Source organism: Ideonella sp. FW305-24 (assembly GCF_058788035.1).
Genome location: NZ_JBYTAI010000008.1, coordinates 165,004 through 187,697 on the forward strand (window position 1 = coordinate 165,004; position 22,694 = coordinate 187,697).

At 69.6% G+C, this 22,694-nt stretch carries 22 protein-coding genes, 1 pseudogene and 1 riboswitch; of the genes and pseudogenes, 20 read left to right on the top strand and 3 right to left on the bottom strand.

The window, feature by feature from the left end; translation table 11 throughout:
- The first annotated feature begins 50 nt into the window (after positions 1 to 50).
- Complete coding sequence (locus tag AC3WR5_RS21525; RefSeq protein WP_492487018.1) at positions 51 to 2,285, top strand: hybrid sensor histidine kinase/response regulator; 2,235 nt, start codon at positions 51 to 53, stop codon at positions 2,283 to 2,285.
- A 345-nt stretch (positions 2,286 to 2,630) separates the two neighbouring features.
- On the opposite strand, the gene AC3WR5_RS21530 is transcribed toward AC3WR5_RS21525, so the two are convergent.
- The 3 genes from AC3WR5_RS21530 to AC3WR5_RS21540 form a co-directional block, all read right to left on the bottom strand.
- Positions 2,631 to 3,083 (bottom strand): Xre family toxin-antitoxin system antitoxin, encoded by a 453-nt coding sequence (locus AC3WR5_RS21530; RefSeq protein WP_492487020.1) that lies wholly within the window; start codon positions 3,081 to 3,083, stop codon positions 2,631 to 2,633.
- A gap of 86 nt (positions 3,084 to 3,169) precedes the next feature.
- Positions 3,170 to 4,723, bottom strand: a complete 1,554-nt coding sequence (locus AC3WR5_RS21535) for a methyl-accepting chemotaxis protein (RefSeq protein WP_492487021.1) — start codon at positions 4,721 to 4,723, stop codon at positions 3,170 to 3,172.
- A gap of 146 nt (positions 4,724 to 4,869) precedes the next feature.
- Positions 4,870 to 5,568 carry a TetR/AcrR family transcriptional regulator gene (locus AC3WR5_RS21540; protein WP_141288558.1) on the bottom strand — a complete coding sequence of 233 codons (699 nt, stop codon included), beginning with the start codon at positions 5,566 to 5,568 and terminating at the stop codon, positions 4,870 to 4,872.
- Between the two features lie 135 nt (positions 5,569 to 5,703).
- On the opposite strand from AC3WR5_RS21540, the gene AC3WR5_RS21545 reads away from it, so the two are divergent.
- The 19 genes and pseudogenes from AC3WR5_RS21545 (at position 5,704) to AC3WR5_RS21635 (ending at position 22,629) form a co-directional block, all read left to right on the top strand.
- Positions 5,704 to 6,132, top strand: a complete 429-nt coding sequence (locus AC3WR5_RS21545) for a DUF2147 domain-containing protein (protein ID WP_492487023.1) — start codon at positions 5,704 to 5,706, stop codon at positions 6,130 to 6,132.
- Positions 6,133 to 6,166: 34 nt separating this feature from the next.
- Complete coding sequence (locus AC3WR5_RS21550) at positions 6,167 to 7,051, top strand: TorF family putative porin (protein ID WP_141288557.1); 885 nt, start codon at positions 6,167 to 6,169, stop codon at positions 7,049 to 7,051.
- A gap of 18 nt (positions 7,052 to 7,069) precedes the next feature.
- Positions 7,070 to 8,698 (top strand): xylulokinase, encoded by a 1,629-nt coding sequence (locus AC3WR5_RS21555; protein ID WP_492487025.1) that lies wholly within the window; start codon positions 7,070 to 7,072, stop codon positions 8,696 to 8,698.
- The gene (locus AC3WR5_RS21560; protein ID WP_492487027.1) at positions 8,695 to 9,357 is read left to right on the top strand and encodes a class II aldolase/adducin family protein; all 663 of its coding nucleotides are present in this window, start codon (positions 8,695 to 8,697) and stop codon (positions 9,355 to 9,357) included. The genes AC3WR5_RS21555 and AC3WR5_RS21560 overlap by 4 nt, the downstream gene beginning before the upstream one ends.
- On the top strand, positions 9,354 to 10,847 hold the full coding sequence (locus tag AC3WR5_RS21565) for an aspartate aminotransferase family protein (protein ID WP_492487028.1): 1,494 nt from the start codon (positions 9,354 to 9,356) through the stop codon (positions 10,845 to 10,847). Before AC3WR5_RS21560 ends, AC3WR5_RS21565 begins: the two co-directional genes overlap by 4 nt.
- Positions 10,828 to 11,490, top strand: coding sequence for a hypothetical protein (locus tag AC3WR5_RS21570; RefSeq protein ID WP_492487030.1), 663 nt, complete (start codon positions 10,828 to 10,830; stop codon positions 11,488 to 11,490). The genes AC3WR5_RS21565 and AC3WR5_RS21570 overlap by 20 nt, the downstream gene beginning before the upstream one ends.
- A 29-nt stretch (positions 11,491 to 11,519) precedes the next feature.
- Positions 11,520 to 12,677, top strand: coding sequence for an MFS transporter (locus AC3WR5_RS21575; RefSeq protein WP_492487031.1), 1,158 nt, complete (start codon positions 11,520 to 11,522; stop codon positions 12,675 to 12,677).
- A 5-nt stretch (positions 12,678 to 12,682) separates the two neighbouring features.
- A riboswitch (cobalamin riboswitch) is annotated at positions 12,683 to 12,961 on the top strand.
- A gap of 141 nt (positions 12,962 to 13,102) precedes the next feature.
- Positions 13,103 to 13,951 carry a precorrin-4 C(11)-methyltransferase gene (gene cobM, locus AC3WR5_RS21580; protein WP_492487033.1) on the top strand — a complete coding sequence of 283 codons (849 nt, stop codon included), beginning with the start codon at positions 13,103 to 13,105 and terminating at the stop codon, positions 13,949 to 13,951.
- Positions 13,948 to 14,955, top strand: a complete 1,008-nt coding sequence (locus tag AC3WR5_RS21585; RefSeq protein WP_492487035.1) for a sirohydrochlorin chelatase — start codon at positions 13,948 to 13,950, stop codon at positions 14,953 to 14,955. The genes cobM and AC3WR5_RS21585 overlap by 4 nt, the downstream gene beginning before the upstream one ends.
- Entirely contained in the window at positions 14,948 to 15,637 is a 690-nt protein-coding gene (locus tag AC3WR5_RS21590; RefSeq protein WP_492487209.1) for a precorrin-8X methylmutase, read from the top strand. The genes AC3WR5_RS21585 and AC3WR5_RS21590 overlap by 8 nt, the downstream gene beginning before the upstream one ends.
- Entirely contained in the window at positions 15,634 to 16,815 is a 1,182-nt protein-coding gene (locus AC3WR5_RS21595) for a cobalt-precorrin-5B (C(1))-methyltransferase (RefSeq protein WP_492487036.1), read from the top strand. The genes AC3WR5_RS21590 and AC3WR5_RS21595 overlap by 4 nt, the downstream gene beginning before the upstream one ends.
- Before the next feature lie 8 nt (positions 16,816 to 16,823).
- Positions 16,824 to 18,122 carry a precorrin-6y C5,15-methyltransferase (decarboxylating) subunit CbiE gene (gene cbiE, locus AC3WR5_RS21600; protein WP_492487210.1) on the top strand — a complete coding sequence of 433 codons (1,299 nt, stop codon included), beginning with the start codon at positions 16,824 to 16,826 and terminating at the stop codon, positions 18,120 to 18,122.
- On the top strand, positions 18,119 to 18,940 hold the full coding sequence (cobI, locus tag AC3WR5_RS21605; protein WP_492487038.1) for a precorrin-2 C(20)-methyltransferase: 822 nt from the start codon (positions 18,119 to 18,121) through the stop codon (positions 18,938 to 18,940). Before cbiE ends, cobI begins: the two co-directional genes overlap by 4 nt.
- The gene (locus tag AC3WR5_RS21610; RefSeq protein WP_492487040.1) at positions 18,933 to 19,682 is read left to right on the top strand and encodes a cobalamin biosynthesis central domain-containing protein; all 750 of its coding nucleotides are present in this window, start codon (positions 18,933 to 18,935) and stop codon (positions 19,680 to 19,682) included. The genes cobI and AC3WR5_RS21610 overlap by 8 nt, the downstream gene beginning before the upstream one ends.
- Before the next feature lie 98 nt (positions 19,683 to 19,780).
- Positions 19,781 to 20,203 (top strand): cobalamin biosynthesis protein, encoded by a 423-nt coding sequence (locus AC3WR5_RS21615; protein WP_492487042.1) that lies wholly within the window; start codon positions 19,781 to 19,783, stop codon positions 20,201 to 20,203.
- Positions 20,200 to 20,394: a CbtB domain-containing protein gene (locus tag AC3WR5_RS21620; RefSeq protein WP_492487044.1), complete on the top strand. Its 195-nt coding sequence runs from the start codon at positions 20,200 to 20,202 to the stop codon at positions 20,392 to 20,394. Before AC3WR5_RS21615 ends, AC3WR5_RS21620 begins: the two co-directional genes overlap by 4 nt.
- An 11-nt stretch (positions 20,395 to 20,405) precedes the next feature.
- Entirely contained in the window at positions 20,406 to 21,215 is an 810-nt protein-coding gene (locus tag AC3WR5_RS21625) for a CbtA family protein (RefSeq protein WP_492487045.1), read from the top strand.
- 72 nt (positions 21,216 to 21,287) lie between these two features.
- A pseudogene (cobJ, locus tag AC3WR5_RS21630) lies at positions 21,288 to 22,252 on the top strand (precorrin-3B C(17)-methyltransferase).
- Positions 22,249 to 22,629, top strand: a complete 381-nt coding sequence (locus AC3WR5_RS21635) for a (2Fe-2S) ferredoxin domain-containing protein (protein ID WP_492487047.1) — start codon at positions 22,249 to 22,251, stop codon at positions 22,627 to 22,629. The pseudogene cobJ and the gene AC3WR5_RS21635 overlap by 4 nt, the downstream one beginning before the upstream one ends.
- Positions 22,630 to 22,694 lie beyond the last annotated feature (65 nt).

Consider the following 22,694-nt stretch of genomic DNA (forward strand, 5'->3'; position numbering starts at 1 on the left):
AACGTGGAAAACGTGGAAGACGCGGAAGACGCGCGAGCCAGCCGCCCCCCATGCCCGTGCTGATCAAGGCAGACCCGCCGCCGCGCGCCGAGCGTGGGCGCATGCGCTGGACCTGGCTGGTGCTGGGCGCCAGCGGGCTGCTGATCGCTTCGGCCTGGGCGCTGGGTGGGCTGGCGATCTGGCGGGCGCACGAGGACGCGCTGGCCGACTGGCAGCGTTCGCTGTCCGCGCTGTGCCGGTTGACCAGCCAGCATGCCGACCAGACGATTGCCGCGGCCGACGCGGTGCTGCAGCGGGTGGTCGAAGAAGCCGAGCGGGCCCAGCCGGCCGACGAAGCGGCGCTGCGCCGGCTGATGGGCACGCCCGAGGCCTTTGCCAAGCTGCGCCAGCTCCAGGCCGACCTGCCGCAGGTCGACGTCATCAGCGTCGCGCTGGCCGGCGGCGAGCTGATCAATTTCTCGCGCAGCTTCCCGCCGCCCCAGATCCAGCTCGGCGACCGCGACTACTTCGCGGCCCACGTGGCCGACCCCAGGCTCAAGCTCTACCTGTCGGTGCCGGTGCAGAACCGCGGCAACGGCAGCTGGACCTTCTACATCGCGCGCAAGGTGGCCAATCCGCAAGGCCGCATGATCGGCCTGGCGCTGGTGGGCATCGAGAGCGACTATTTCGGCGAGTTCTACCGCTCCATCAACCTGGGCCAGCGTGAGCCCACGTTGACGCTGCTGCGCCCCGACGGCAGGGTGCTGGCCCGCTATCCGACCAGCGACGCGCTGATGGGCCAATCGGTGCCCGGCGTGGCCCAGCGCCTGGCCGCCATGCCGAATGCCGGCGGCAGCACCGTCACCGAGGTGCTGCGTGGCCCGCGGCCCAGCAACCCCAGCGACACCCGGCTGCGCATCGTCAGCGCGACCATGTCGCCGGCCTACCCGCTGCTGGTCACGATCACCGGCTCCGAGACCCTGGTGCTGGCACGCTGGCAAGAAAGCGCCAGCTGGATCGGCGCCTTCATGCTCGCGGCCACCGCGGCGCTGCTCGCGCTGAGCGCGGCGGTGCACCGTCTGCTGACGCGCCAGGCCCTGGCGCTGGGCCAGCTGATGGTCACCCAGCGCGAGGCCAACGAAGCGCGCAACGCGGCGGACGACGCGAACCGTGCCAAGTCGGCCTTCCTGGCCAGCATGAGCCACGAGATTCGCACACCGCTCAACGGCGTGCTGGGCATGGCCGACCTGCTGCTGCACACCGAGCTCACGCCGCGCCAGCGCGAGATGGCCCAGGCCGCCTATGGCTCGGGCGAGCTGCTGCTGAAGCTGGTCAACGACGTGCTGGACATCTCCAAGATCGAGGCCGGCGCGGTTGAGCTCGAAGAGATTGCGATGGACCTGCGGGGGCTGATCAACGAGACGTTGCAGGTGTTTGGCGTGCAGGCCCGGCGCAAGGGCATCGAGCTGTCCGGCGAGCTGTCGCCAGACTTGCCGGCTGCCGTGCTGGGCGACCCGGTGCGGCTGCAGCAAGTCTTGTCCAACCTGCTCAGCAACGCGCTGAAGTTCACCGAAGCCGGCCAGGTGCGGCTGGCGGTACGGCCGCTGCCAGGCGAGCAGCCCGGCAGGATCCTGCTGCAGTTCCGCGTGCAGGACAGCGGCATTGGCATCGACCCCTCGGCGCTGCCGCGGCTGTTCCGGCCCTTCAGCCAGGCGGACCGCTCGACCACCCGGCGCTATGGCGGCACCGGCCTGGGCCTGGCCATCGCCCAGGAGCTGGTGCACCTGATGGGGGGCCGGCTGGAGGCCAGCAGCGAGCCCGGGCGTGGCTCGGTTTTCCTGGCCACCTTGCCAATGACGCTGGCCGCCATTTCAGCGCTGCCGGTGGCGCTGGCCGAGACGCCGGCAAGCCCGGCCGAGCAGCCGCGCCGCTTCCAGGGCCGGCGCGTGCTGCTGGCCGAGGACAACGCCGTCAACGCGATGGTGGCGCGGGCCATGCTGGAAGACCTGGGGTTCGAGGTCTTCGAGGCGGCCAACGGCAGGCAGGCCGTGGAGATGGCGCTGCGCCACGATCATGACCTGGTGCTGATGGACTGCCTGATGCCGGAGATGGACGGCTTCGAGGCCACGCGCCGGCTGCGCGAAGCCGGCCTGAACGATTTGCTGATCATTGCCCTCACCGCCAGCGCCATTTCCGGCGACATGGAGCAGTGCATCGCCGTCGGCATGAACGCCTACCTGGCCAAGCCGGTGACACGTTCGGCACTGGAAAGCATGCTGGACCTGTGGATGCCGCCGACGGTTTGAATCCGGGCGTCTGGGGCAACGACCGGACGTTTCGCGTCAAAGGCGGCAGGCTTTGGAAAATCCAGGGCCGAATTCTCCCGAATAGCCTCACGTCAAGCCGGCTGCGACCCCAAATTTCAGAAAAGCCGCGGGTCGAACTGACTACTGGTACTGTGGGTGGGCCGGGTTCAGCAGCAGGTTCATCTCCAACGGCTCGACGAACGAAGGGACCCACAGCGCAAGGCTCCGATTGCAGCCAGGCCATGCCGATGCGCTGGCTGATGGACTGGTCGTCACGCCAGTTCGCCAGCAGGGCCGAAGGGTCGGGCTGTGGCGCGGGGCAGTGGCCGATCCGCCAGACGCTGGTCAAGCCGCGCCGCCGTACTTGATGGCCAGCAGAAGGTCCCTGACGCGCTCGCCGCCGAAGGAGGTCTTGGCGGCTTCCAGCGGGCTGTCGCCTTCGAGCAGCGGGTTTGGTTTGCCCAGCCAGGCCATCGCACCCGCCGGGCACTCGAAGGTGTCCAGCGCCAGGTGCTGCAGTTCCAGCAGGCGCAACATGCTTTCGGCCGAATGGGTGGGCAACGGACGGTCGCTGGCGATCAGGCGGGCGGCTGTCGTGCGGTCCAGGTCGAGGTATTCGGCCAGCGCACCTTTGCCCAGGCCCAGGTATTTGCAGACCGGATCGATGGCCCGGCTGGAAATGCCCTGCTTATCCAGTTTGTGGTCCAGCTCCGGGCCAATCAGGAGGCCGGCCGCATCAGCCTCGGGCACGGGGTAGCGCTTGCGTGCCTCCTGCACTTGCAGTGGTGCCAGGGACAACAAGGCAGTCAGGATTGCAACATGATCTGTGCTCGGCCCTTGGCGCCACCGGTGATGCCTTGCGGCGGCCCCTGGGCGCCCGTCGGTCAGGCCGCCAGCTGGAAGCGGCGCACCGAGTGGGCCAGGCGTTCGGCCTGCTGGCTCAGCGCTTGCGCCGCGGCAGCGCTCTGCTCCACCAGTGCAGCATTCTGTTGGGTCATCTGGTCCAGTTGGGTCACGGCGATGTTCACCTGGCCGATGCCGTCGTGCTGCTCACCGGCAGCAGCAGAGATCTCGCCGATGATGTCCGAGACGCGCTGCACCGAGCCCACCAGCTCCTGCATTGTGCGGCCTGCATCCGCCACCAGCGCGGTGCCGCTGTCCACCCGCTCTGCCGAGGCGCCGATCAGGGCCTTGATTTCCTTGGCCGCCTGGGCCGAACGCTGGGCCAGCGTGCGCACTTCGCTGGCCACCACGGCGAAGCCGCGGCCCTGCTCGCCTGCGCGGGCCGCTTCCACGGCCGCGTTCAGCGCCAGGATGTTGGTCTGGAAGGCAATGCCGTCGATCACGCCGATGATGTCCACCACGCGCTTCGATGAGCTGTTGATGTCGCCCATGGTGGCGACTACCTGGGAGACGACAGCGCCGCCGCGGGCAGCCACTTCGGCGGCCGAGGCGGCCAGCTGGCTGGCCTGCCGGGCGTTGTCGGTGCTGTGGCCCACGGTGGCCGTCAGCTGCTCCATGGCCGAAGCGGTTTCCTGCAGGTTGCTGGCGGTCTGCTCGGTGCGCAGGCTCAGGTCCTGGTTGCCGGAGGCGATTTCACGGCTGGCAATGCCCATGCTGTCGGTCGAATCGCGGATGCCATGGATCATCTGGGCCAGGGCATCGCGCATCTGCGCCAGCGCGGTGAGCAACTGGCCGGTTTCGTCATGGCGGGCGGGCGGCGCGCTGCCCTGCTCTCGCAGGTCGCCAGCGGCCACGCGCTGGGCCTCGGCCACGGCGTGTCGCAGTGGCCCGGTCACGCTGCGGGTGATGGACCAGGCGCAGAACATGCCCAGGATCAGCGCCAGGCCGCCCAGCGCCAGCAGATGCTGGCGGGCCGCAGCGGCGTCTTTGTCGATGTCGGAACGCAAGCTGTCGATCTGTGCCCGCTCCGCATCCAGCAGGCCTTGCAAGGTCTCGAGATAGGCCTTGCCTGCGGGCATGAAGCTGCGCTCGAACAAGGCTTCGGCCTGGCCCGGGTCCTGGGCCTTGGTGGCGACGATCTCGTCGCGCGCTGCGACATAGCGCTTGCGCACCGTCATCACCTCTTGGTAGAGCTGGCGTTCCTGGTCGCTGCGCAGCAGCGCTTCCAGGCGCTGCGTCAGCTCGGTGATCTTGGCCGTGGCCTCCTTGTTCTCGGGCGCAAAGAAGGCGGCCAGAGAGGGGTCGGCGCTCTTCACGATCGCGGTGGTGCGGCGCACGCTGGTATGGATGCCCCGATACCAGTCGGAAACGATGCGCTCCTTGGCCAGTGGCTCGTCCATCATGTTGTGCATCGCGCGCATGGTGCTGTCCAGTCGCCACCAGGCGCTGGTCGTGATCACGATCAGCAAGGTGAGGACGGCGGCGAACCCCAGGCTGAGCCGGGTGCCGATTTTCCAGTGGGTCCAGGTGTTCATTGGGGCGCCTCTTTGGACAGCGTGTGTGGGGGAACCCCAGCATGCAAGCGGGCACGCATCAGAGCTTTCACCGCTATCGGCGCCTGTTTTCCAAGCTTGAGCAAGCTGCTCGGTCTTGGAAGCTTGAGTCCCCAATTTGTGGCGGATCAGGCCTTGTTTCGACCCGCCAAGGCGGTGCGGCGAGCGGCTGGCCTCTTCGCCAGCCCGGGCCGGATGCGTTCCAGGTGGCTGAGCAGCATGCCGGCCACGGTGCGGGCCACGGCCTGTTCGTCCAGGGCTTCGTCGAACAGCATTTCGACGGTGGCATAGATCAGCTCCACGACGATGCGGCTGGCCAGCCGCAGCTCGGCCTTGTTGGCCTGCGGCAGCGCCTGCGCCAGCAGCTCGGTCTGGGCCGCGGTGACTTCGGCATGCGAGGCCAGGCGCACCTGCTGCAGCGCGGGCACCGCGCGCAGCGCCCGCATGATCCACACGCCGCCCACGGTCTGCGCGGTGACGCGGTAGGTGTCCAGCACCAAGCCGGCCACCGCGTCTTCCAGCGCCTGCGGGCTGCCGGCAAACAGCTCGACGCTGATCCAGCGGCCCACCAGCTCGTTTTGCTGCTGCATCAGGCGCTGGCCGAGTTCGGACAGCAGTGCGTACTTGTTCGGGAAGTAGCGGTACAGGGCCGGTGGGCTCAAGCCGGCGCGCTCGCACACCAGGTTGGTCGACAGGCGCTCGATGCCCACGTCGGCCAGCGTGTGCGCCGTGACTTCCAGGATGCGCTCGTAGGTTTCCGTGGCGCGCGCCTGCGCGGGCTGTTTCTTGGTCGCCAGCGAAGGCGCGGGTTTGCGGGTAGCGGGCATCGGGTTCGGCAGGTCTGTTCGGGATTGTCCCAGCGAAAGGACGCCGGAAGAGTAGACAAAAACGATAGTCATCGCTATAAACTAGCCATGACTACCTGATGACGTTCTGATCCACCTCAAGCCTGGAGCGTTCCGATGCCAAAGATGTTTTGTTCGGTGCTGTGTTCGCTGGTGTCTGCGCTGGCCGGCGCGTCCTGTTGGGCCGCGGGGCCGGAAGAGGCCCAAGGCCTGTGGATGACGGCCGAGAAGGACGCGGTGATCGAGTTCAAGCCCTGCGCCGACCAGGCCGGCGCGCTGTGCGGCCGCATCGTCTGGGACAAGGACGCCGGCACGCCGGCCGACACCTGCGGCGTGCAGATCGCCCAGCTGGCGCGCTACGAGAACGAGGCCTGGCGCGATGGCTGGGTCTACGACCCGCGCGACAAGAAGAAATACAAGGGCGTGGTGCGCATCAAGTCGGGCGACCTGGCCATCCGCGCCTTCGTGGGCGTGGAAGTGCTGGGCCAGACCGAACTGCTCAAGCGGGTTGCCGCGCTGCCCGCGGCCCCGGTCTGCAAACCCTGACCCACCTGTCCACCCACCGGAGGAGACGACATCCATGCCCACGCCCCGTTTGCTCATCGCCGCCCTGGCCCTGGCCCTGCCCTTGGCCGCGGCCTTGCCGGCGCACGCGGAGTCCGACACCGCCAGCTTCGCGGTCGACACCTCGCTCAAGCTCAGCTCGGACCAGCGCACCCGCGGCATTTCCGATTCGCTGAAAAAGCCCGGCCTGCGCCTGAGCGTGGAGGCGGCGCACGAGAGCGGGCTGATCGGCCTGATCGAGGTGGCGACCGTCAGCAAGAAGCAGTTCCTCGAAGGCGACGGCCTGGGCTTCACGGTGGCCGGTGGCTACCGCTTTGGCGACCCGGAGGGCTGGCACTTCGGCCTGGGCCTGGCGACCGAGTTTTTCCCTGGCGCGAAGTTCGACGCACCGCACGGTTTCGACTTCGAGACCTTCACGCCCACCGACGTGCGCAGCAGCAACTTCAACAGCAAGTTCGCGGTGCTGGAGATCAACTACGGCGAGCTCGAAGGCCGGGTGCTGAACGTCATTTCCAAGACCTATCGCGGCGCGGACACCGGCGGCGTCTGCGGCACCATGCTGGCGCTGAACCCGGACCCGACGCCAGGCCTGGCCTGCTACGCCCGCGGCGACCAGAACTCGCGCGGCAGCTGGCTGTTCGACCTGGGCTACAAGTTCAACCTGGCGCCTGCCACCACGCTGAACCTGCATGCCGGCCTGCAGAAGATCAAGCACTTCAAGGAAGCCGATTTCTCGGACTACAGCATTGGCATCACCCACAAGCAATGGGGCTTCGAGTGGAACGCCGACTGGATGACCAGCAACACCAAGGCGCGCGAGCTCTACCTGGCGGTAGACGGTTCCAAGCTGCGCGCCACCGACGACAACCGCTTCGTCGTCTCGGTGCTGCGGCGCTTCTGATCCTGGTTCGTGCAGTTCATGCCACCACTCTCCGATGCGCGCCTGATCCTCGCGGTTGACCTCGGCACCTCCGGCTGCAAGTGCGCGCTGGTCTCGCTGGACGGTGTGGTCGTCGCCTGGGCCTTTCGCCCGGTGGCGCTGCGCGTGCAGGGTGCGCTGGCCGAGCAGCAGCCGGAGGACTGGTGGGCGGCCTTGCTGGGCGCCGCGGGCGAGCTGCTGGCGGCCGATACGGCGCGGCGTGCGCGCGTGGTGGCCGTCTGCTGCTCCACGCAGACGGAGGTGACGGTCTGCGTGGACAAGGCAGGCCAGGCCATCGGCCCGGCGATGAGCTGGCTGGATTCGCGCGGCGCCGTGGCCATTGCCCGCCGTGCGCGTGGCAAGCTGCTGAACATCGAAGGCTACGGGCCGCTGAAGCTGTGGCGCTGGCTGCGGTTGACCGGCGGCGCGCCGTCGGCCACCGGCCGGGACGCCGCCGGCCACATGGCCTACATCCGCGATGAAGAGCCGCAGCGCTACGCCCGCACGCACAAGTTCCTCAATGCGCTGGACTACCTGAACCTGCGCCTGACCGGCCGCTGCTGCGCGACGCAGGACGCGATGCTCACCGCCTGGGTCACCGACAACCGCGACGTGGAAAACCTGCGCTACGACGCCGGCCTGATCCGCATGCTGCGCATCGACGCCGACAAGCTGCCGCCGCTGGTCAAGTCCACAGCCATCCTCGGCCCGCTGCTGCCCGAGGTGGCGGCGGCGCTGGGGCTGCCGGCCAGCACCGTGGTGGTGGCCGGTGCGATGGACAACTCGGCGGTGGCGGTCGGCGCCGCGGTGGGCGACCATCAAGCTCACCTCTATTTAGGTACTTCTTCATGGCTGGGTGCCCATGTGCCGAAGATGAAGACCGATGTGCGCCACAAGCTCGCGGCCGTGCCCTGCGCGGTCACCGGCCGCTACCTGGCGATGGCGCTGCAGTCGACTGCCGGCGCCAACCTCTCGTTCCTGCGCGACCGCATCCTCTACCACCCCGACGAGCTGGCCAGCGACGAGGAGCACCCCGCCGTCTACGAGCTGCTGAACAAGATCGCCGCGCGGGTGCCGCCGGGTGCGCGCGGGCTGATCTACACGCCCTGGCTGATGGGTGAGCGCACGCCGGTGGACGACCCACACCTGCGTGCCGGGCTGCTGAACCTGTCGCTGGCGCATTCGCGCGAAGACATCTTCCGTGCCTTCCTCGAAGGCGTGGCGCTGAACACGCGCTGGATGCTGGAGCCGTTTGCGCGGCTGCTGGGCCGGGACGTGGGCACCATCACGGCGGTCGGTGGCGGCGCGCAGTCGGACGTCTGGTGCCAGATCATGGCCGACGTGACCGGCCAGCCGATTCGCCAGTTGGCCAGCCCGATCCAGGCCAATGCCATTGGCGCCGCCTTCATTGCCGCGGTGGCGCTGGGCGAGCTGGGATTCGATGAGCTGGACGGCATGCGGCGCGTGCGTGCGACCTACGCGCCCAACCTCGCACTGCAGCGCCTGCATCAGGACCAGTTCGAGACCTTCAAGGAAGTGCGCACCCGGCTCGCGCCGCTGTACCGCCGGCTGAACACGCCCCAGCCCGGCGCGTTGCCGGTGCCTGCCGCGCTGGAGTCCGCCGCATGAAACACGCCGCCGAACGCCAGACCGTGGTGGACCTGTGCCTGGCGCTGTCGCACCAAGGCTTTTTCGCCGGCACCGGCGGCAACCTGGCGCTGCGCATCGACGCGCAGCACTTCGCCGTCACGCCTTCGGCCACCGACTACCACGCGATGGCTGCGGCCGACGTGGCGGTGCTGCGGCTGGCCGACCTGGCGCAGCTCGAAGGCGCGCGCGCGCCATCGGTCGAAACAGGGCTGCATGCGCGTGTGCTGCGCGCCCGGCCCGACGTGGGCTGCAGCATCCACACGCACCAGCCGGTCGCCAGCGCCTGCGCGCTGCTGGGCCAGGCGCTGGCCGTGCCGCCCGCGCTGCGCGGCTCGCTGGGCCAGCGCGTGCCGGTGGTCGGCTATGCGCCTTCGGGTACCGGCTGGCTCGCGGCCAAGCTGGGCCGCGCGCTGCGGCCCGACGTGCACGCCTACCTGATGCGCAACCACGGCATCCTGTGCTGCGGCGCCGGCATCGACCAGGCGATGCGCGCGGTCGTGGACCTGGAGACGCTGGCGCATGCCGAACTGGCGCGGCGCATTGCCGAACGCGCCGCTGCCAACCTTGCCTTGCAACCTGCGCTGACACGGGTGCTGAACGCGCTGGCCGCGCAACCGATGATCGATCCGATGCCATGAACGCGTTGACCTCCGACCCCATTGCCTTTCCCGTCGCTGCAGTGGCACCTCGCCCTGCGATCTCCGCCTGGCCCGAGGTCGGCACGCTTTACCGCCGCTTCGCCGAACTGGTGAAACAGCCGATGCGGCCGATCCGCCCGGCCGAGATGGCCCGCGTGATGCGCTACTTCGATGAGCGCTGCCAGAGCTCCAGGCGCCTGGCCGAGCGGGCGCAGGCGGTGATCCCGGGCGGCGTGCAGCACAACCTGGCCTTCAACCACCCGTTCCCGCTCGCCGTCGCCCAGGCCGAAGGCGCGCACCTGACCGATGTGGACGGCAACCGCTACATCGACTTCCTGCAGGCCGGCGGCCCCACGCTGCTGGGCAGCAAGCACCCGGCGGTGCGGCAGAAGGTCAACGAGGTGCTGGACGCCTGCGGCCCGGTCACCGGCCTGCTGCATGAATACGAGGTCAAGCTGGCCGAGCTGGTCTGCAGCGTGATGCCGGGCGTGGACATGCTGCGGCTGCTGGGCTCGGGCACCGAGGCGGTGATGGGCGCGGTGCGGCTGGCGCGGGCCTACACGCGCAAGAAATGGATCGTCAAGATCGGCGGCGCGTACCACGGCTGGAGCGACCAACTGGTCTACGGCATGCGCCTGCCTGGCACCGGCCGCATGGAGGCCGTCGGCATTCCGCATGGCGTGACCGGCCACACGCAGGAGTGCCACCCGAACGACCTGGACGCGCTGCGTCGCAAGCTGCAGCTCAATCGCCTGCGCGGCGGCACTGCCGCGGTGCTGTTGGAGCCGCTGGGCCCGGAGAGCGGCACGCGCCCGGTGCACCCCGGCTACAACGCCGAGGTCCGCAAGCTCTGCGACGAGTTCGGCGCGCTGCTGATCTTCGACGAGGTCGTCACCGGCTTTCGCCTCGGCATGGGCGGCGCGCAGGCCTATTTCGGCGTCACGCCGGACCTGACGGTGCTGGGCAAATGCCTCACCGGCGGCTACCCGATGGCCGGCGCCATCGGCGGCCGCAAGGACGTGATGATGCTGCTGGTTGGCGGCATCGGCACCACCGCGCGGCGGGCGTTTGTCGGCGGCACGCTGTCGGCCAATCCACTCTCGTGCGTGGCTGGGTACTGCGCGCTGAAGGAGGCGCAGCGCTGCGACGCGGCGGGCGTGGCCGGCCGTGCCGGCGACCGGCTGCGCAAGGGGCTGGACGAGATCATCCAGCGCCGCGCGCTGCCCTACGTGGCCTACAACATGGGCTCCATCGTGCACCTGCAGACCTCGGGTGTGCTGTTGATGGACACCGGCAACCTCTACAAGCTCTGGCGCGCCAAGGACGAGGCCAAGGCCCGCAAGCACATGATGGAGGAGATGGGCGCGGCCTACACCGCGCACGGCCTGGTCACGCTGGCTGGCAGCCGCATCTACACCAGCCTGGCCGACACCGACGAGGTCATCGATGACGCCCTCAACCGCTTCGACGATGTCTTCGGCTGCGTCTGACCTGGACGCTGCATGGTGGCCGCTGTTCGTGCGGCTGCAGGCGCGCGGCGTGATGGGCCAGGTCGGCGAAAGCGCCGCCAGCCTGTCGCTGCGCCTGCCGGGGGAAGAAGCCATGTGGTGGAACAGCGCAGGCACCCACATGCCGCGCAGTGTGGCATGGCAAGGCGTCAACGCGCCGGCCGTCTGGCCAGGCGATGCCCGCACGCACGCGGCGATCTACCGGCTGCGGCCGGACGTGGGCGCCATCGCCATCGGCGGCGGCCCGTTCGGGCTGTGCCTGCCGGACTTTGGCGGCACCATGCCCACCGTCTTCGACGAACAGGCGCGGCACCTCGGCCGCATGGGTCCGGCCGTGGACGACCCGGCCGAGCTGGGCCGGTCCCTGGCGGCCGGCGGCAACGCGCTGCTGCTGCAAGGCCGCGTCGTCTGCCTGGGCGCCACCGCGACACGGCTGGCGCTGAATGCCGAGCTGTTCGAAAAATGCGCCAAGGCCTTTGTGCTGGCTGCCGCCACCGGCGACAAGGTCAGGCCCTTGCCGTGGCTGGTGCGCACCATTGCCAACGGCCGGCTGATGAAGGACGAGCAGCGGGCCATGGCACGCTTTGCGCAAGGCCTGTTGCCCGAAGAGGCAAAAGGCTATTGATCCACTAGGGTAACGGCGGAGGAGTGAGCATGAGCCGGAACGAAGGTGAGGCCTGGTCCACGGCGCAGGTCGCGGCGGCACTGGCGGTGGGCGCCATCGCGGTGCTGATCATCGGCACCCAGCCCATCGTGCTGGGCGCGCTGCTGGAGGCCAAGGCGCTGACGCTGGAAGGCGTGGGCCTGGTGGCGATGGGCGAGATCGTCGCAGTCGGCCTGGGCGTGGTGCTGGGCGACGCGCTGCTGCCGGGTGCGCAGTTGCGGCGCATCACCATCATTGCGGCGCTGCTCACAGTGGCCCTGGACCTGCTGACGCTGCGCGCCGTGGGCGACAGCGCGCTGATCGCCGTGCGCGCCGCGGCGGGTCTCGCCGAAGGCGTGCTGGTCTGGGGCACGACCGGCGTGATCGTGCGCTGCGCCCAGCCGGCGCGCATCGGCGGCGTGTTTTTCGTGGTGCAGACGCTGGCGCAGGCCGCGCTCGGGCTGGTGCTGGCCAAGGCGGTGGTGCCGCCGTGGGGCTGGCAAGGTGCGTTTGTCGCGCTGGCACTGCTGTCGGCGCTGGTGTGCGTGCTGGCCTGGCTGCAGCCGGCCAAGCTTGCGCCGCTGGCCCCGGCGGCTGCCTCGGGCTTTCGCTGGTCACTGGCCACTGCGCTGCCGCTGGCGGTGGTCTTCCTGCAGTTGGCCACGCTGGGCGCGTTCTGGGCCTATCTGGACCCGCTGGCGCAGGCCGCAGGATTCGATGCCGAAGCCGCGCAGACCTTGATTGCCGGCGTGCTGGTGATGCAGGTGATGGGCGGCAGCGTGGGCTCGCTGGCAGTGCGCCGCTGGCCGGTGTTGCCGCTGCTGGCGCTGGCCTCGGCGCTGCTGGCCGCCGCCACGCTCACGGTGCACAGCCTGCCACCGGGCCGGCCGCAGGCCTTTGCGCTGGCCTGCGCGGTGTTTGGCTTCGTCTGGCTGTTCATGCTGCCCTTCCACATCGGCCTGGCCTTCCGGGCCGATGCCAGTGGACGCCTGGCCGGCCTGGTGCCCGCGGCGCAGTTGCTGGGCAGTGCGTTTGGCCCGCTGGTGGCGTCCTTCACGGTGCAGGGCGAAGATGCCAGCCCGGTGCCGCTGGCCAGCGCCGGCTTTGCCGTGCTGGCCGCGCTGCTGTTGCTCGGCACCCGGCGCGCAGTGGCCGTGGCGCCGGCCTAGCCGTTACACTGCCACCAGCTTCAGGTGTCTTGCCAGGCCTTCGGGTTGGGCAGGATGAAACGGGAAGCCGGTGCGCAAGAACCCCCAGGGGTCTTCCAATTCCGGCGCTGCCCCCGCAACGGTAAGCGAGTTTCTGGCAGCCGATCGGCGACGGGCCTGGCCCGTCGTTTGACCACTGCGCCCGACAATCAAGGGTGTGGGAAGGGGATCGGCGGCCAGCCGGCGTGCACCTGCATGCCCGGCGGCTCGCGAGCCCGGAGACCGGCCTGTCGCATGTGAGCAGGCCGTTGCGGTGGGCGATGGGGTGCATGCGCCACCACGTCCGGGCAACCGGGCCCTCCAGCGCGTCCATCCCCGTTTTTCGTCTTCGTTGCGTCCTGCGCTTTGCAGCGCCATGCCCGGTGGGGGCGACGGAGGAAGACGAGATGCAACTGGCACCCGAAGCGCCGGCACCCGAGAGGCCTGTGGCCGCCGCACGCCCGGGCACGGTCTGGTTCGTTGGCGCCGGCCCGGGCGACCCGGACCTGATCACGGTCAAGGGCCGCGGCCTCATAGCACGCGCTGGCGCCATCCTGTTCGCCGGCTCGCTGGTCAACGAAGCCGCCACGCGCTGGGCGCCGGCCGGCTGCGAGATCGCCGACTCCAAGGACATGACGCTGGGCCAGATGGTGGCCTGGCTGACCGAGCGCGCCGGCCGCCACGCCACCGTGCTGCGCCTGCAGACCGGCGACCCGGCGCTGTACGGCACCTTGATCGAGGTGGTGCAGCCGCTGGACGCCGCCGGCATCCCGATCGGCGTGGTGCCGGGCGTCTCGTCGGCCATGGCCTCGGCCGCCGCGGCGGTCGAGAGCTTCACGCTGCCCGAGGTCACGCAGACGACGATCTTCACGCGCGTGGAGGGCCGCACGCCCATGCCGGCCGGCGAATCGCTGGCCGAGCTGGCGGCGCACCGCTGCACGCTGTGCATCTTCCTGTCCATCACCTTGCTGCACAAGGTCGAGGCAGGCCTGCGCGAAGCCGGCTGGCCGGAAGACGCACCGGTGCTGGTGGTGCACAAGGCCAGCTGGCCGGGCGAAGAGCGCATCGTGCGCGGCACGGTGGCCACGATCAAGCAGCTCTGCCGCGAGGCCGGCATCGTCAGCCAGGCCATGGTCATCGCCAGCCCCACGCTGGGCGCGCGCGGCTGGGCCGAGCTCACCAAATCCAAGCTGTACGACGCCACGTTCACGCACCGCTTCCGGCGCGCGAGCGAAGCCACGAAGGAAACCTCATGAACGACATCGTGCCCATCGCACTGCAAACCGCCGCGCACACCCACGCCGCACTGACCGATACGGTCCTGATCATCGGGCATGGGTCAAGAGAACGCAGCGGCAACGACGAGATCGAGCTGTTCGCCGCGCAGTGGCGAGCCAGGCACCCCGAATGGCGCATCGAGGTCTGCTTCATCGAATTCGCCGAGGTGATGCTGGAAGCCGGCCTGCGCCGCGCCGCAGTCGGCAGCCGGCGCGTGCTGGTGCTGCCGCTGATCCTCAACGCGGCCGGCCACGCGAAGATGGAAATCCCCGAGCACATCGCCGAGGCGCGGGCCGAAAACCCGGGCTTGCAGTTCCTCTACGCGCCGCACCTGGGTGCCGGCGAACAAATCCTGAAAATCCTCCGCCGCCAGCTGCGCAGCGCGATGAACACGCTGGACATGCCGGACCCGACCGGCACCGGCGTGATCGTGCTGGGCCGAGGTTCGTCGGACCGCGGCGCCAATGGCGAGCTGGCCAAGATGGTGCGCTGGCTGATGGAAGAGACCGACCACGAGCTGGTGGACCTGGCCTTCACCGGCATCACCTGGCCGCGGCTGGAAAAGGTCGTGCAGCGCCAGGTGCTGCTGGGCATGCGCCAGATCGTCGTGCTGCCGTATTACCTGTTCACCGGCACGCTGGTGCAGCGCATCGGCCGGCAGATCGATCACCTGCGCCTGCAGTACCCGCAAGTGCGCTTTGCCAGCGGCCACTACTTCGGTTTCGAGCCCGAAATCTTCGGGCTGATGGACCAGCGCGTGCACGACCTGCTGGACGGCGCGCCCGAGGCGCTGATGCCTTGCGACGGCTGCAAGTTCCGCCTGTTCGCCGAGGAGCACGGCCAGGGCCACCATCACCACGACGACGGCCACGTGCCGGCGCAGGCGCATGACCATGCACTTGAGCACGGGCATGAACACCCGCACGGGCATGCGCATGACCACGCCCACGCGCACGACCACGCGGGCCACAGCCATGCCTGAGATCCCGAACGGCAACGTCGTCACCGAGCAGCTGACGGCGGCCGGCCGCGCGATCGAGCACGACTCGTTTGCGGTGATCGACGCCGAGGTCGGACCGCAGGCCTTCTACACCTCCGCCCAGTGGTCCATCGTGCGCCGCATGATCCACGCCAACGCCGACTTCGACTTCAACGGCCTGACCGACTTCCACCCCGACGCGGTGGCCGCCGGCCTGCGCGCGGTGCTGGCCGGTGGCGCGCCGATGGTGGCGGACGTGGAGATGATCTGCGTGGGCCTCTCGCGCCCGCGGCTGGCCCACTTCGGCATGGCCACGCACCAGTTCATCAGCGACGCGGACGTGATCGCCCAGGCCACCGCCGAGGGCACGACGCGCGCCGTGCAGGCGATGCGCAAGGCCCATCGCCATGGCCTGCTGGACGGCGCCATCGTCGGCATCGGCAATGCGCCCACGGCCTTGATCGAGCTGGTGCGGCTGATTCGCGAAGAGGGCGCGAAGCCGGCGCTGGTCGTCGGCATGCCGGTGGGCTTTGTCTCGGCGGCCGAGTCCAAGGACCTGATGGCCACGGTGAACGAGGTGCCGTGGATCGTGATCCGCGGTCGCAAGGGCGGCTCGACGCTGGTCGTGGCCGCCATTCATGCGCTGCTCGGTCTCGCCGAAGCGCAGGAGCGAAGCTCGTCATGATGGAAAAGACCGCCAAGCGCGGCACCCGCACGGGCTTCACCACCGGCGCCTGCTCGGCGGCGGCGGCGCGCGCGGCGGTGCTGGGCCTGGTCGACGGCGAGGTGCCGGCCGAGGTCGATTGCGACCTGCCCAACGGCCAGCGCGTGCGCTTCGCGGTCACCGAACCACGCTGCGAAGGCCAGGGCTGGGCGCGCTGCGCGCACGCGGTCGTCATCAAGGACGCCGGCGACGACCCGGACTGCACCGACAAGGCCTGGCTCACCGCCGACGTGGCACTGCGCCCCGAGCTGCCTGGCCAGGTGCTGCTGTTGGGCGGCTTTGGCGTTGGCACTGTCACGCTGCCGGGCCTGGGCCTGGCGGTCGGCGGCCCGGCGATCAACCCGGTGCCGCGGCAGAACATCGAGGCCAATGTGCGCACTGCCGCAGGCGCCTTGCTGGACGAATGCGGCCTGGCGGTGACCATCTCGGTGCCGCAAGGCCTGGACATGGCCAGGAAGACGCTGAACGCGCGGCTGGGCATCCTGGGCGGCATCTCCATCCTCGGCACCACCGGCATCGTGCGGCCGTATTCGACGGCGGCCTACCGGGCCAGCGTGGTGCAGGGCGTGGAAGTGGCGGCCACGACAGGCGCCGGCATGGTGGTGCTGACCACCGGCGGCCGGACCGAGAAGTTCGCCATTGCCGAGCGCCCCGGCCTGCCTGAGGCCTGCTTCGTGCAGATGGGCGACTTCCTGCGCTACGCGCTGGACACCTCGGTCAAGGTCGGGCTGAAGCACATCGTGATCGGCGGCATGGTCGGCAAGCTGACCAAGATCGCGCAGGGCGAAACGATTACCCATGCCAACCGCGCCGAGGTCGACACCGGCCTGCTGGCCGAGTTGGCCGCGCGCATCGGCGCGCCGCCGGACGAATGCGCGGCGATTGCCGCGGCCGAGACGGCACGCTTTGCGTCCGAGCGCATGACAGCGCTGGGTCTGCTCGAACCCTTCCACCAGGCGCTGGCCGAGAAGGTCGTCGAAACCGTGATCGGCCGCTACCCGGGCCGCTTCCAGCTCGATGTGCTGGTCTGCGACTTCGACGGCGTGAAGATCGCCGAGGCCTCCTCTGGCCCGCTCACCGACGACCCGACGCTGCCTGTCTTTGAACCCGAACACGACCCCGCTGGGGAGGACGATTGACCATGCAGATGGAACACCTGCCGCCGCCACGCTGCCGCATCGTCGGCGTGCTGGACGATGGCGCCGCCAGCCTGGCGCCGCCGGCGCTGCAGGCGCTGGCCGAGGCCGACCTGGTGATTGGCGCGCGTCGCACGCTGGCGCTGCTGGAAGCCCGCATCTCGCCCGAGGCCGAGCGGCGCGAGCTGGCGGGCCTGGGCGCCGTGGTCGAGCAGATCCGCGAAGCGCAGGCGCGCGGCCAGCGCTGCGTGCTGCTGGCCACCGGCGATCCGCTGTGCCACGGCATTGCCGGCTACCTGGCGATGAAGCTGTGCCTGGACGCCATCGAGGTGCTGCCCAATGTCTCCACCATCCAGCTGGCCTGCGCCCGCGTCGGCCTGGTCTGGCAGGACCTGAAGATCGTCAGCATCCACTCGAAGGATGCCGGCGAGTGGCAGGTTGGCGCGGATCCGACGCACGGCCTGTACGCGCTGGCCCAGGCGCTGCGCCGCCACGAGCGCCTGGCGCTGCTGACCAGCCCGGCCAACAGCCCGGACCGTGTCGCCCGCCTGCTGCTGGCCGAAGGCCTGGGCGAGGACTTCCAGCTCGCGGTGGCCGAGCGCCTGCTGTTGCCGGACGAGAAGATCCACAGCGGCCTGAGCGCTGCGCAAGCCGCCGAGATGCGCTTCGCTGAGCCGAACGTGATGCTGCTGTGGCGCCACCAGGCCCGGCCGCGGCCGGTCAGCTTCGGCCTGCCAGACTCGGCCTATGAACAGCGGCAACCCGACAAAGGCCTGATCACCAAGCAGGAGGTGCGGGCGGTGTCGCTGGCGCGGCTGCAGCTGCGCGCGGACAGCATCGTCTGGGACATTGGCGCGGGCTCTGGCTCGGTGGGCATCGAGGCCGCGCGGCTGTGCCCGGAAGGCCATGTCTGGGCCATCGAGAAAAACGAGGCCGACGTGGCGATTGCCGGGCGCAACCGCGCCAGCTTCGGCGTGGCCAACCACACGCTGGTGCATGGCAAGGCGCCCGAACAGCTGGACGGCTGGGCCGACCCGGACGCCGTCTTCATCGGCGGCTCCGGCGGTGAACTCGCCGAGCTGATCGCGCTGTGCCTGCGCCGGCTGCGCAGCGGCGGCTGGCTGGTGATGAACTTCGTGACGCTGGAAAACCTCGCCACGGCGACGGCGGCGCTGAAAGAAGCCGACGTGGTTTGGGATGTCTTGCAGTTGCAAGCTGCGCGCAGCAAACCGATCTTGCACATGAACCGCATGGCGGCGGAGAACCCGGTGTGGATCGTCTGTGCGCAGAAAGCGTTGGTGAGCGCGTGACGACGCTTGGCAAGCTGTTCGGTGTCTCGCTTGGCCCGGGCGACCCGGAGTTGATGACTCGCCGCGCATTTGCGCTGCTGCAGCGGCCGGATGCCGTGTGGACCTGGCCGATCCGCAGCGGCAAGAGCGAAAGCTACGCGCTGGCGATTGCCTCGCGTGCCGGGCTGGTGCCGCCCGCGGCCAGCGCGGGTGAGTCGCAGGCCCTGCTGTTCCCGATGACGCACGATGGCGAGAAGCTGGGCCGGGCCTGGCTGCGCGCGGCGCAGGCGGTGCTGCCGCTGTTGCAGTCGGGTCTCGACGTGCTGTTCCTGGTCGAGGGCGATGCGTCCACCTACGCCACCTTCGGCCACCTGGCGCAGACGGTGAAAGCGATGGCGCCCGAGGTGGCGGTGGAGACCGTGCCCGGCGTGCCGAGCTTCATTGCCAGCTGCGCCGAGCTGGGCCAGCCGCTGGCCGAGCAGGACGACACCGTGGCCATCGTGCCAGCGGCCTATGGCGTGGACCTGGTCGAGCGCCTGCTGGACGACTTCGACACGCTGGTGCTGATGAAGGTCAAGCCGCTGCTGGACGAACTGATCGCGCTGTTCGAACGGCGCGGCCTGCTGGACCGCGTCTGCTTCGTCGAGAAGGCCGGCGCGCCGGAAGAACGCGTGGTGCGCGACATCACTACGCTGCGCGGCGAGAAGGTCAATTACCTCTCGCTGCTGATCGTGCAGAACCCTTTGCGCCAGCGCGGCGAGCGCATCAAGGGCTGCAAGAAAAAAACCTCCGGCACAGCGCCGGCTCCCATCACCGAAGAGGAAATGGCCGATGACTGAAGCCCCGAACCCCAACGTGCGCATCGCGCTTGTGGCCATCACCAAGCATGGCGCAGCGCAAGTCGCAGCGCTGGCCCGCGCATTGCCCGAAGCCGAGGTCTGCGTGGCCGCGAAGTTTGCCGACGCGATGGCCGGCCTCGCCAACCCGGTGCTGGCCTACAGCGGTGCCTTCAAGGACGAGATCGCCGGCCTGTTCCAGCGCTTCGACCAGATCGTGTTCTTCGTCTCGCTGGGTGCGGTGGTGCGCTTGATCGCACCGCACCTGAAGAGCAAGGACGAAGACCCGGGCGTGGTGGTCGTGGACGACGCCGGCCAGTTCGTGATCCCGGTGCTGTCTGGCCACGTGGGCGGCGCCAACGCCATGGCCGAACACGTTGCTGCGCTGCTGCAGGCCATGCCGGTGCTGACCACCGCTTCGGACGTGGGCAAGACCATACCGGTCGACATCCTGGGCCGCGAACTGGGCTGGCGCGTCGAGGCGCCGAAGCTGAACATCACGCGCGTCTCGGCCGCGGTCGTCAACCAGGAGCCTGTGGCCTTTGTGCAGGAAGCCGGCAGCCCGCACTGGTGGACCCGGCCCACGCCGCTGCCCGCCAACATCCACCGCTTCGACCGCTTCGAGGAAGTGGACCTTGCCCGCTTCGCCGCGGTGCTGTGGGTCACGCATGCCGAAGTGCCCGAGGCGCAGTGGCAGCAGCTCAACGAGAAACTGGTGGTCTATCGGCCGCCGGTGGCAGCATGATGAACGCGGGCCGAGCGCCGGGCCGCTCCCAAGCCGGCCCGCATCCCCTCGGGGGATCGGCCGATGTACCCGTCGGACGAGGGGGGGACAGGATTGCTTTGGGCCTGGGCTGCGACCGAGGAACGCCCAGCGAAACGCTGGCGCGGGCCATCGATCTCGCGTTGGCGCAAGCCGGTGCGACGCTGGCTGACGTGGCTGCGGTCGCCAGCATCACGCTGAAGGCCGACGAGCCGGGCCTGTTGGCGCTGGCCGCAGAGCGCGGCTGGGCTGTCCATTTCTACGAACCAGGCGAACTGGCCGCGGTCGCCGTGCCCAACCCATCCGAAACCGTGCGCCGCCACACCGGCACGCCTTCGGTCAGCGAAGCCGCCGCGCTGCTGGCCGCCGGCGCGGCCGATGCCAGCGCGCTGCGCGTCGAGAAGCTGCGCCACCGTGGCGCCGATGGTCGCAATGCCACGGTGTCGATTGCCCAGATGGCCTTTCAACCGATTTTTCCCTCACCCCTCAAGGAGCTGACATGACCACCACCACGACGCTGAACCCCACCACCTTTGGTACCCAGGCCCTGACCGGCACCCACCTCGCACGCCAGCTCGCTGCCGCAGCGCTGCTGGGCCTGGTGATGCTGTACGGCGTGGCCTTTGCCGACAGCCCGCTGGCGCACAACGCCGCGCACGACGTGCGCCACCTCACCGTGCGGCCCTGCCACTGAGCGAGGCGAGCATGTTGCTGCGACGCTTGATCTTTTGCGCGTTGGCGCTGGCGCTGGCCGTGGGCAGCCTGCAGTTCGCGCTGCAGCGTTGGCAGGCCGTGCCGCTGCTGCTGGCGGCCGAGGTGTTCGAGGGGCAGAAGGCCGAAGCGCCGGAAGCTGCCGAGCATGCGGATGCGCATGCCCACGAACATGCGCATGAAGAGGCCCATGACCACGACCATGGCGCCGGCGCCTGGGAGCCGGCCAACGGCGTCGAGCGCGGCTTCTGGACCTGGGTCGCCAACGTGATGAATGCGATGGCGATGGCGCTGCTGGTGCTGGTGGTCGCTTCGGTCGCCGTCTGGCGCCGCGCTGCACCGGTGGGCTGGCGCACGCTGGCCACCATCGCCGCCGCTGGCTGGCTCAGCCTGCACTTCTGGCCCTCGCTCGGCCTGCCAGCCGAACTGCCGGGCATGGACGCGCCGGCACTGTACCAGCGCCAGGCCTGGTGGCTGCTGAGCGCCGCCAGCGCCGCGGCCGCCTGCGCGCTGCTGGGCTTCGGCACGCGCGCCTGGCGCTGGCCGGCCGCCGCCGCGCTGCTGGCGCTGCCCTTCCTGGTCGGCGCGCCCCAGGGCGGCGACGCATTGGCCGGCTTCAGCGGCAATGCGCGCGAGCAGATGCAGTCGCTGGAACAGCAGTTCGTCTGGGCCACGACCTGGCTGTCGCTGGCCTTCTGGGCCTCGCTGGGCGCCGCCGCGCTGCTGCTGTTCCGCCGCTTCCTGCAGCCCTTGTTGCTGGCCGGCCGCAGCGGCACGGCGCTGCCCGTCGCGGCTCGCGCCTGACCTTGATTCGGAGCTTTTGCAATGACGACCGAGATCGATTCCCCCGAGACCGCCCAGCCCGCCGGCAAGATCATGCTGGTGGGCATCGGCCCCGGCAGCCAAGCCCACATGACGGCCCGCGCCCGCGAGGCGATTGCCGAGGCCGACGTGGTGATCGGCTACGTCACCTACATCAAGCTGGTGGCCGAGCTGCTGGAAGGCAAGGAGGTCGTGCGCAAGGGCATGACCGAGGAGCTGGACCGGGCCGTCAGCGCGCTGGAAGCGGCGCGCGCCGGCAAGAAGGTGGCGCTGATCTCGTCGGGCGACGCGGGCGTCTATGGCATGGCCGGCCCGACCTTCGAGGTGCTGTTCCAGGCCGGCTGGACGCCGGACGACGAAGTAAAAGTGAGATCGTGCCCGGCGCCTCCGCGCTGAACGCCTGCGCGGCCCTGGTCGGCGCGCCGCTGACGCACGACTTCTGCGCCATCTCATTGAGTGACCTCTTGACGCCGTGGCCGGTAATCGCGCGCCGGCTGGATGCAGTTGCCAGCGCCGACTTCGTGGTGGCTCTCTACAACCCGAAGAGTGGCCGACGCACTCGCCAGATCGTCGAGGCCCAGCGCCTGTTCCTGCGCCACCGCCGGGCCGACACGCCGGTGGCCATCGTCAAGAGCGCCTACCGCCGCCGCGAGCGCATCGAGTTCACCACGCTGGACAGGATGGCCGAGGCCGACATCGGCATGCTGACCACGGTGCTGATCGGCAACAGCCACACCTTTGTGCGCCACGGCCTGATGGTCACGCCGCGCGGCTATGCCAACAAGTACGACCTGGACGCTGGCGGCGATACACGCGAAGGCGAAAAGCCCGGCCGCTCGCTGTCCACCGGCCTGCTGGGCTGGTTGGACACCCTGCAGGCCGAGCATGCCGCAGGCGAGAGCGCCGAGGCGCTGGCGCTGCGACACCGGCTGCCGCTGGACTACATCGTGTCGACCCTGGCCGAGCCGGTCGAGGCCGCGGAACTGGCCGAAGCCGCCGCCACTGGAGACGAGGCATGAGCGACGCACCCGCCGCACCTGAAAACGCCGACACCGCAGCCACCGTCACCAAACCCAAGATCGGCGCCTACCGCCGCCACCTGCTGGTCTGCACCGGCACCCGCTGCACCGCCAACGGCGAGTCACAGCAGCTGTTCGACAGCCTGGGCGACAAGTTCAAGGCAGCAGGCCTGAACGACGGCGAGCTGCGTGTGAAGCGCAGCCGCGTCAGCTGCTTTGCGGCTTGCAAAGGCGGCCCGGTGATGTGCGTGCAGCCGGACGGCACCTGGTACTACAACGTCACCCCGGCCAACATGGACCGCATCATCGAGTGGCATCTGCTGCGGGGCGAGGTGGTCGAGGACCTGGTGTTTCACCAGGGGCCGATGGTTGGCTGATGGCCGCGGTGTCGGCTGCCCGGACTCAGGCAAGGCGGCAACGGTCATCAAGGGACGCTGCCCCT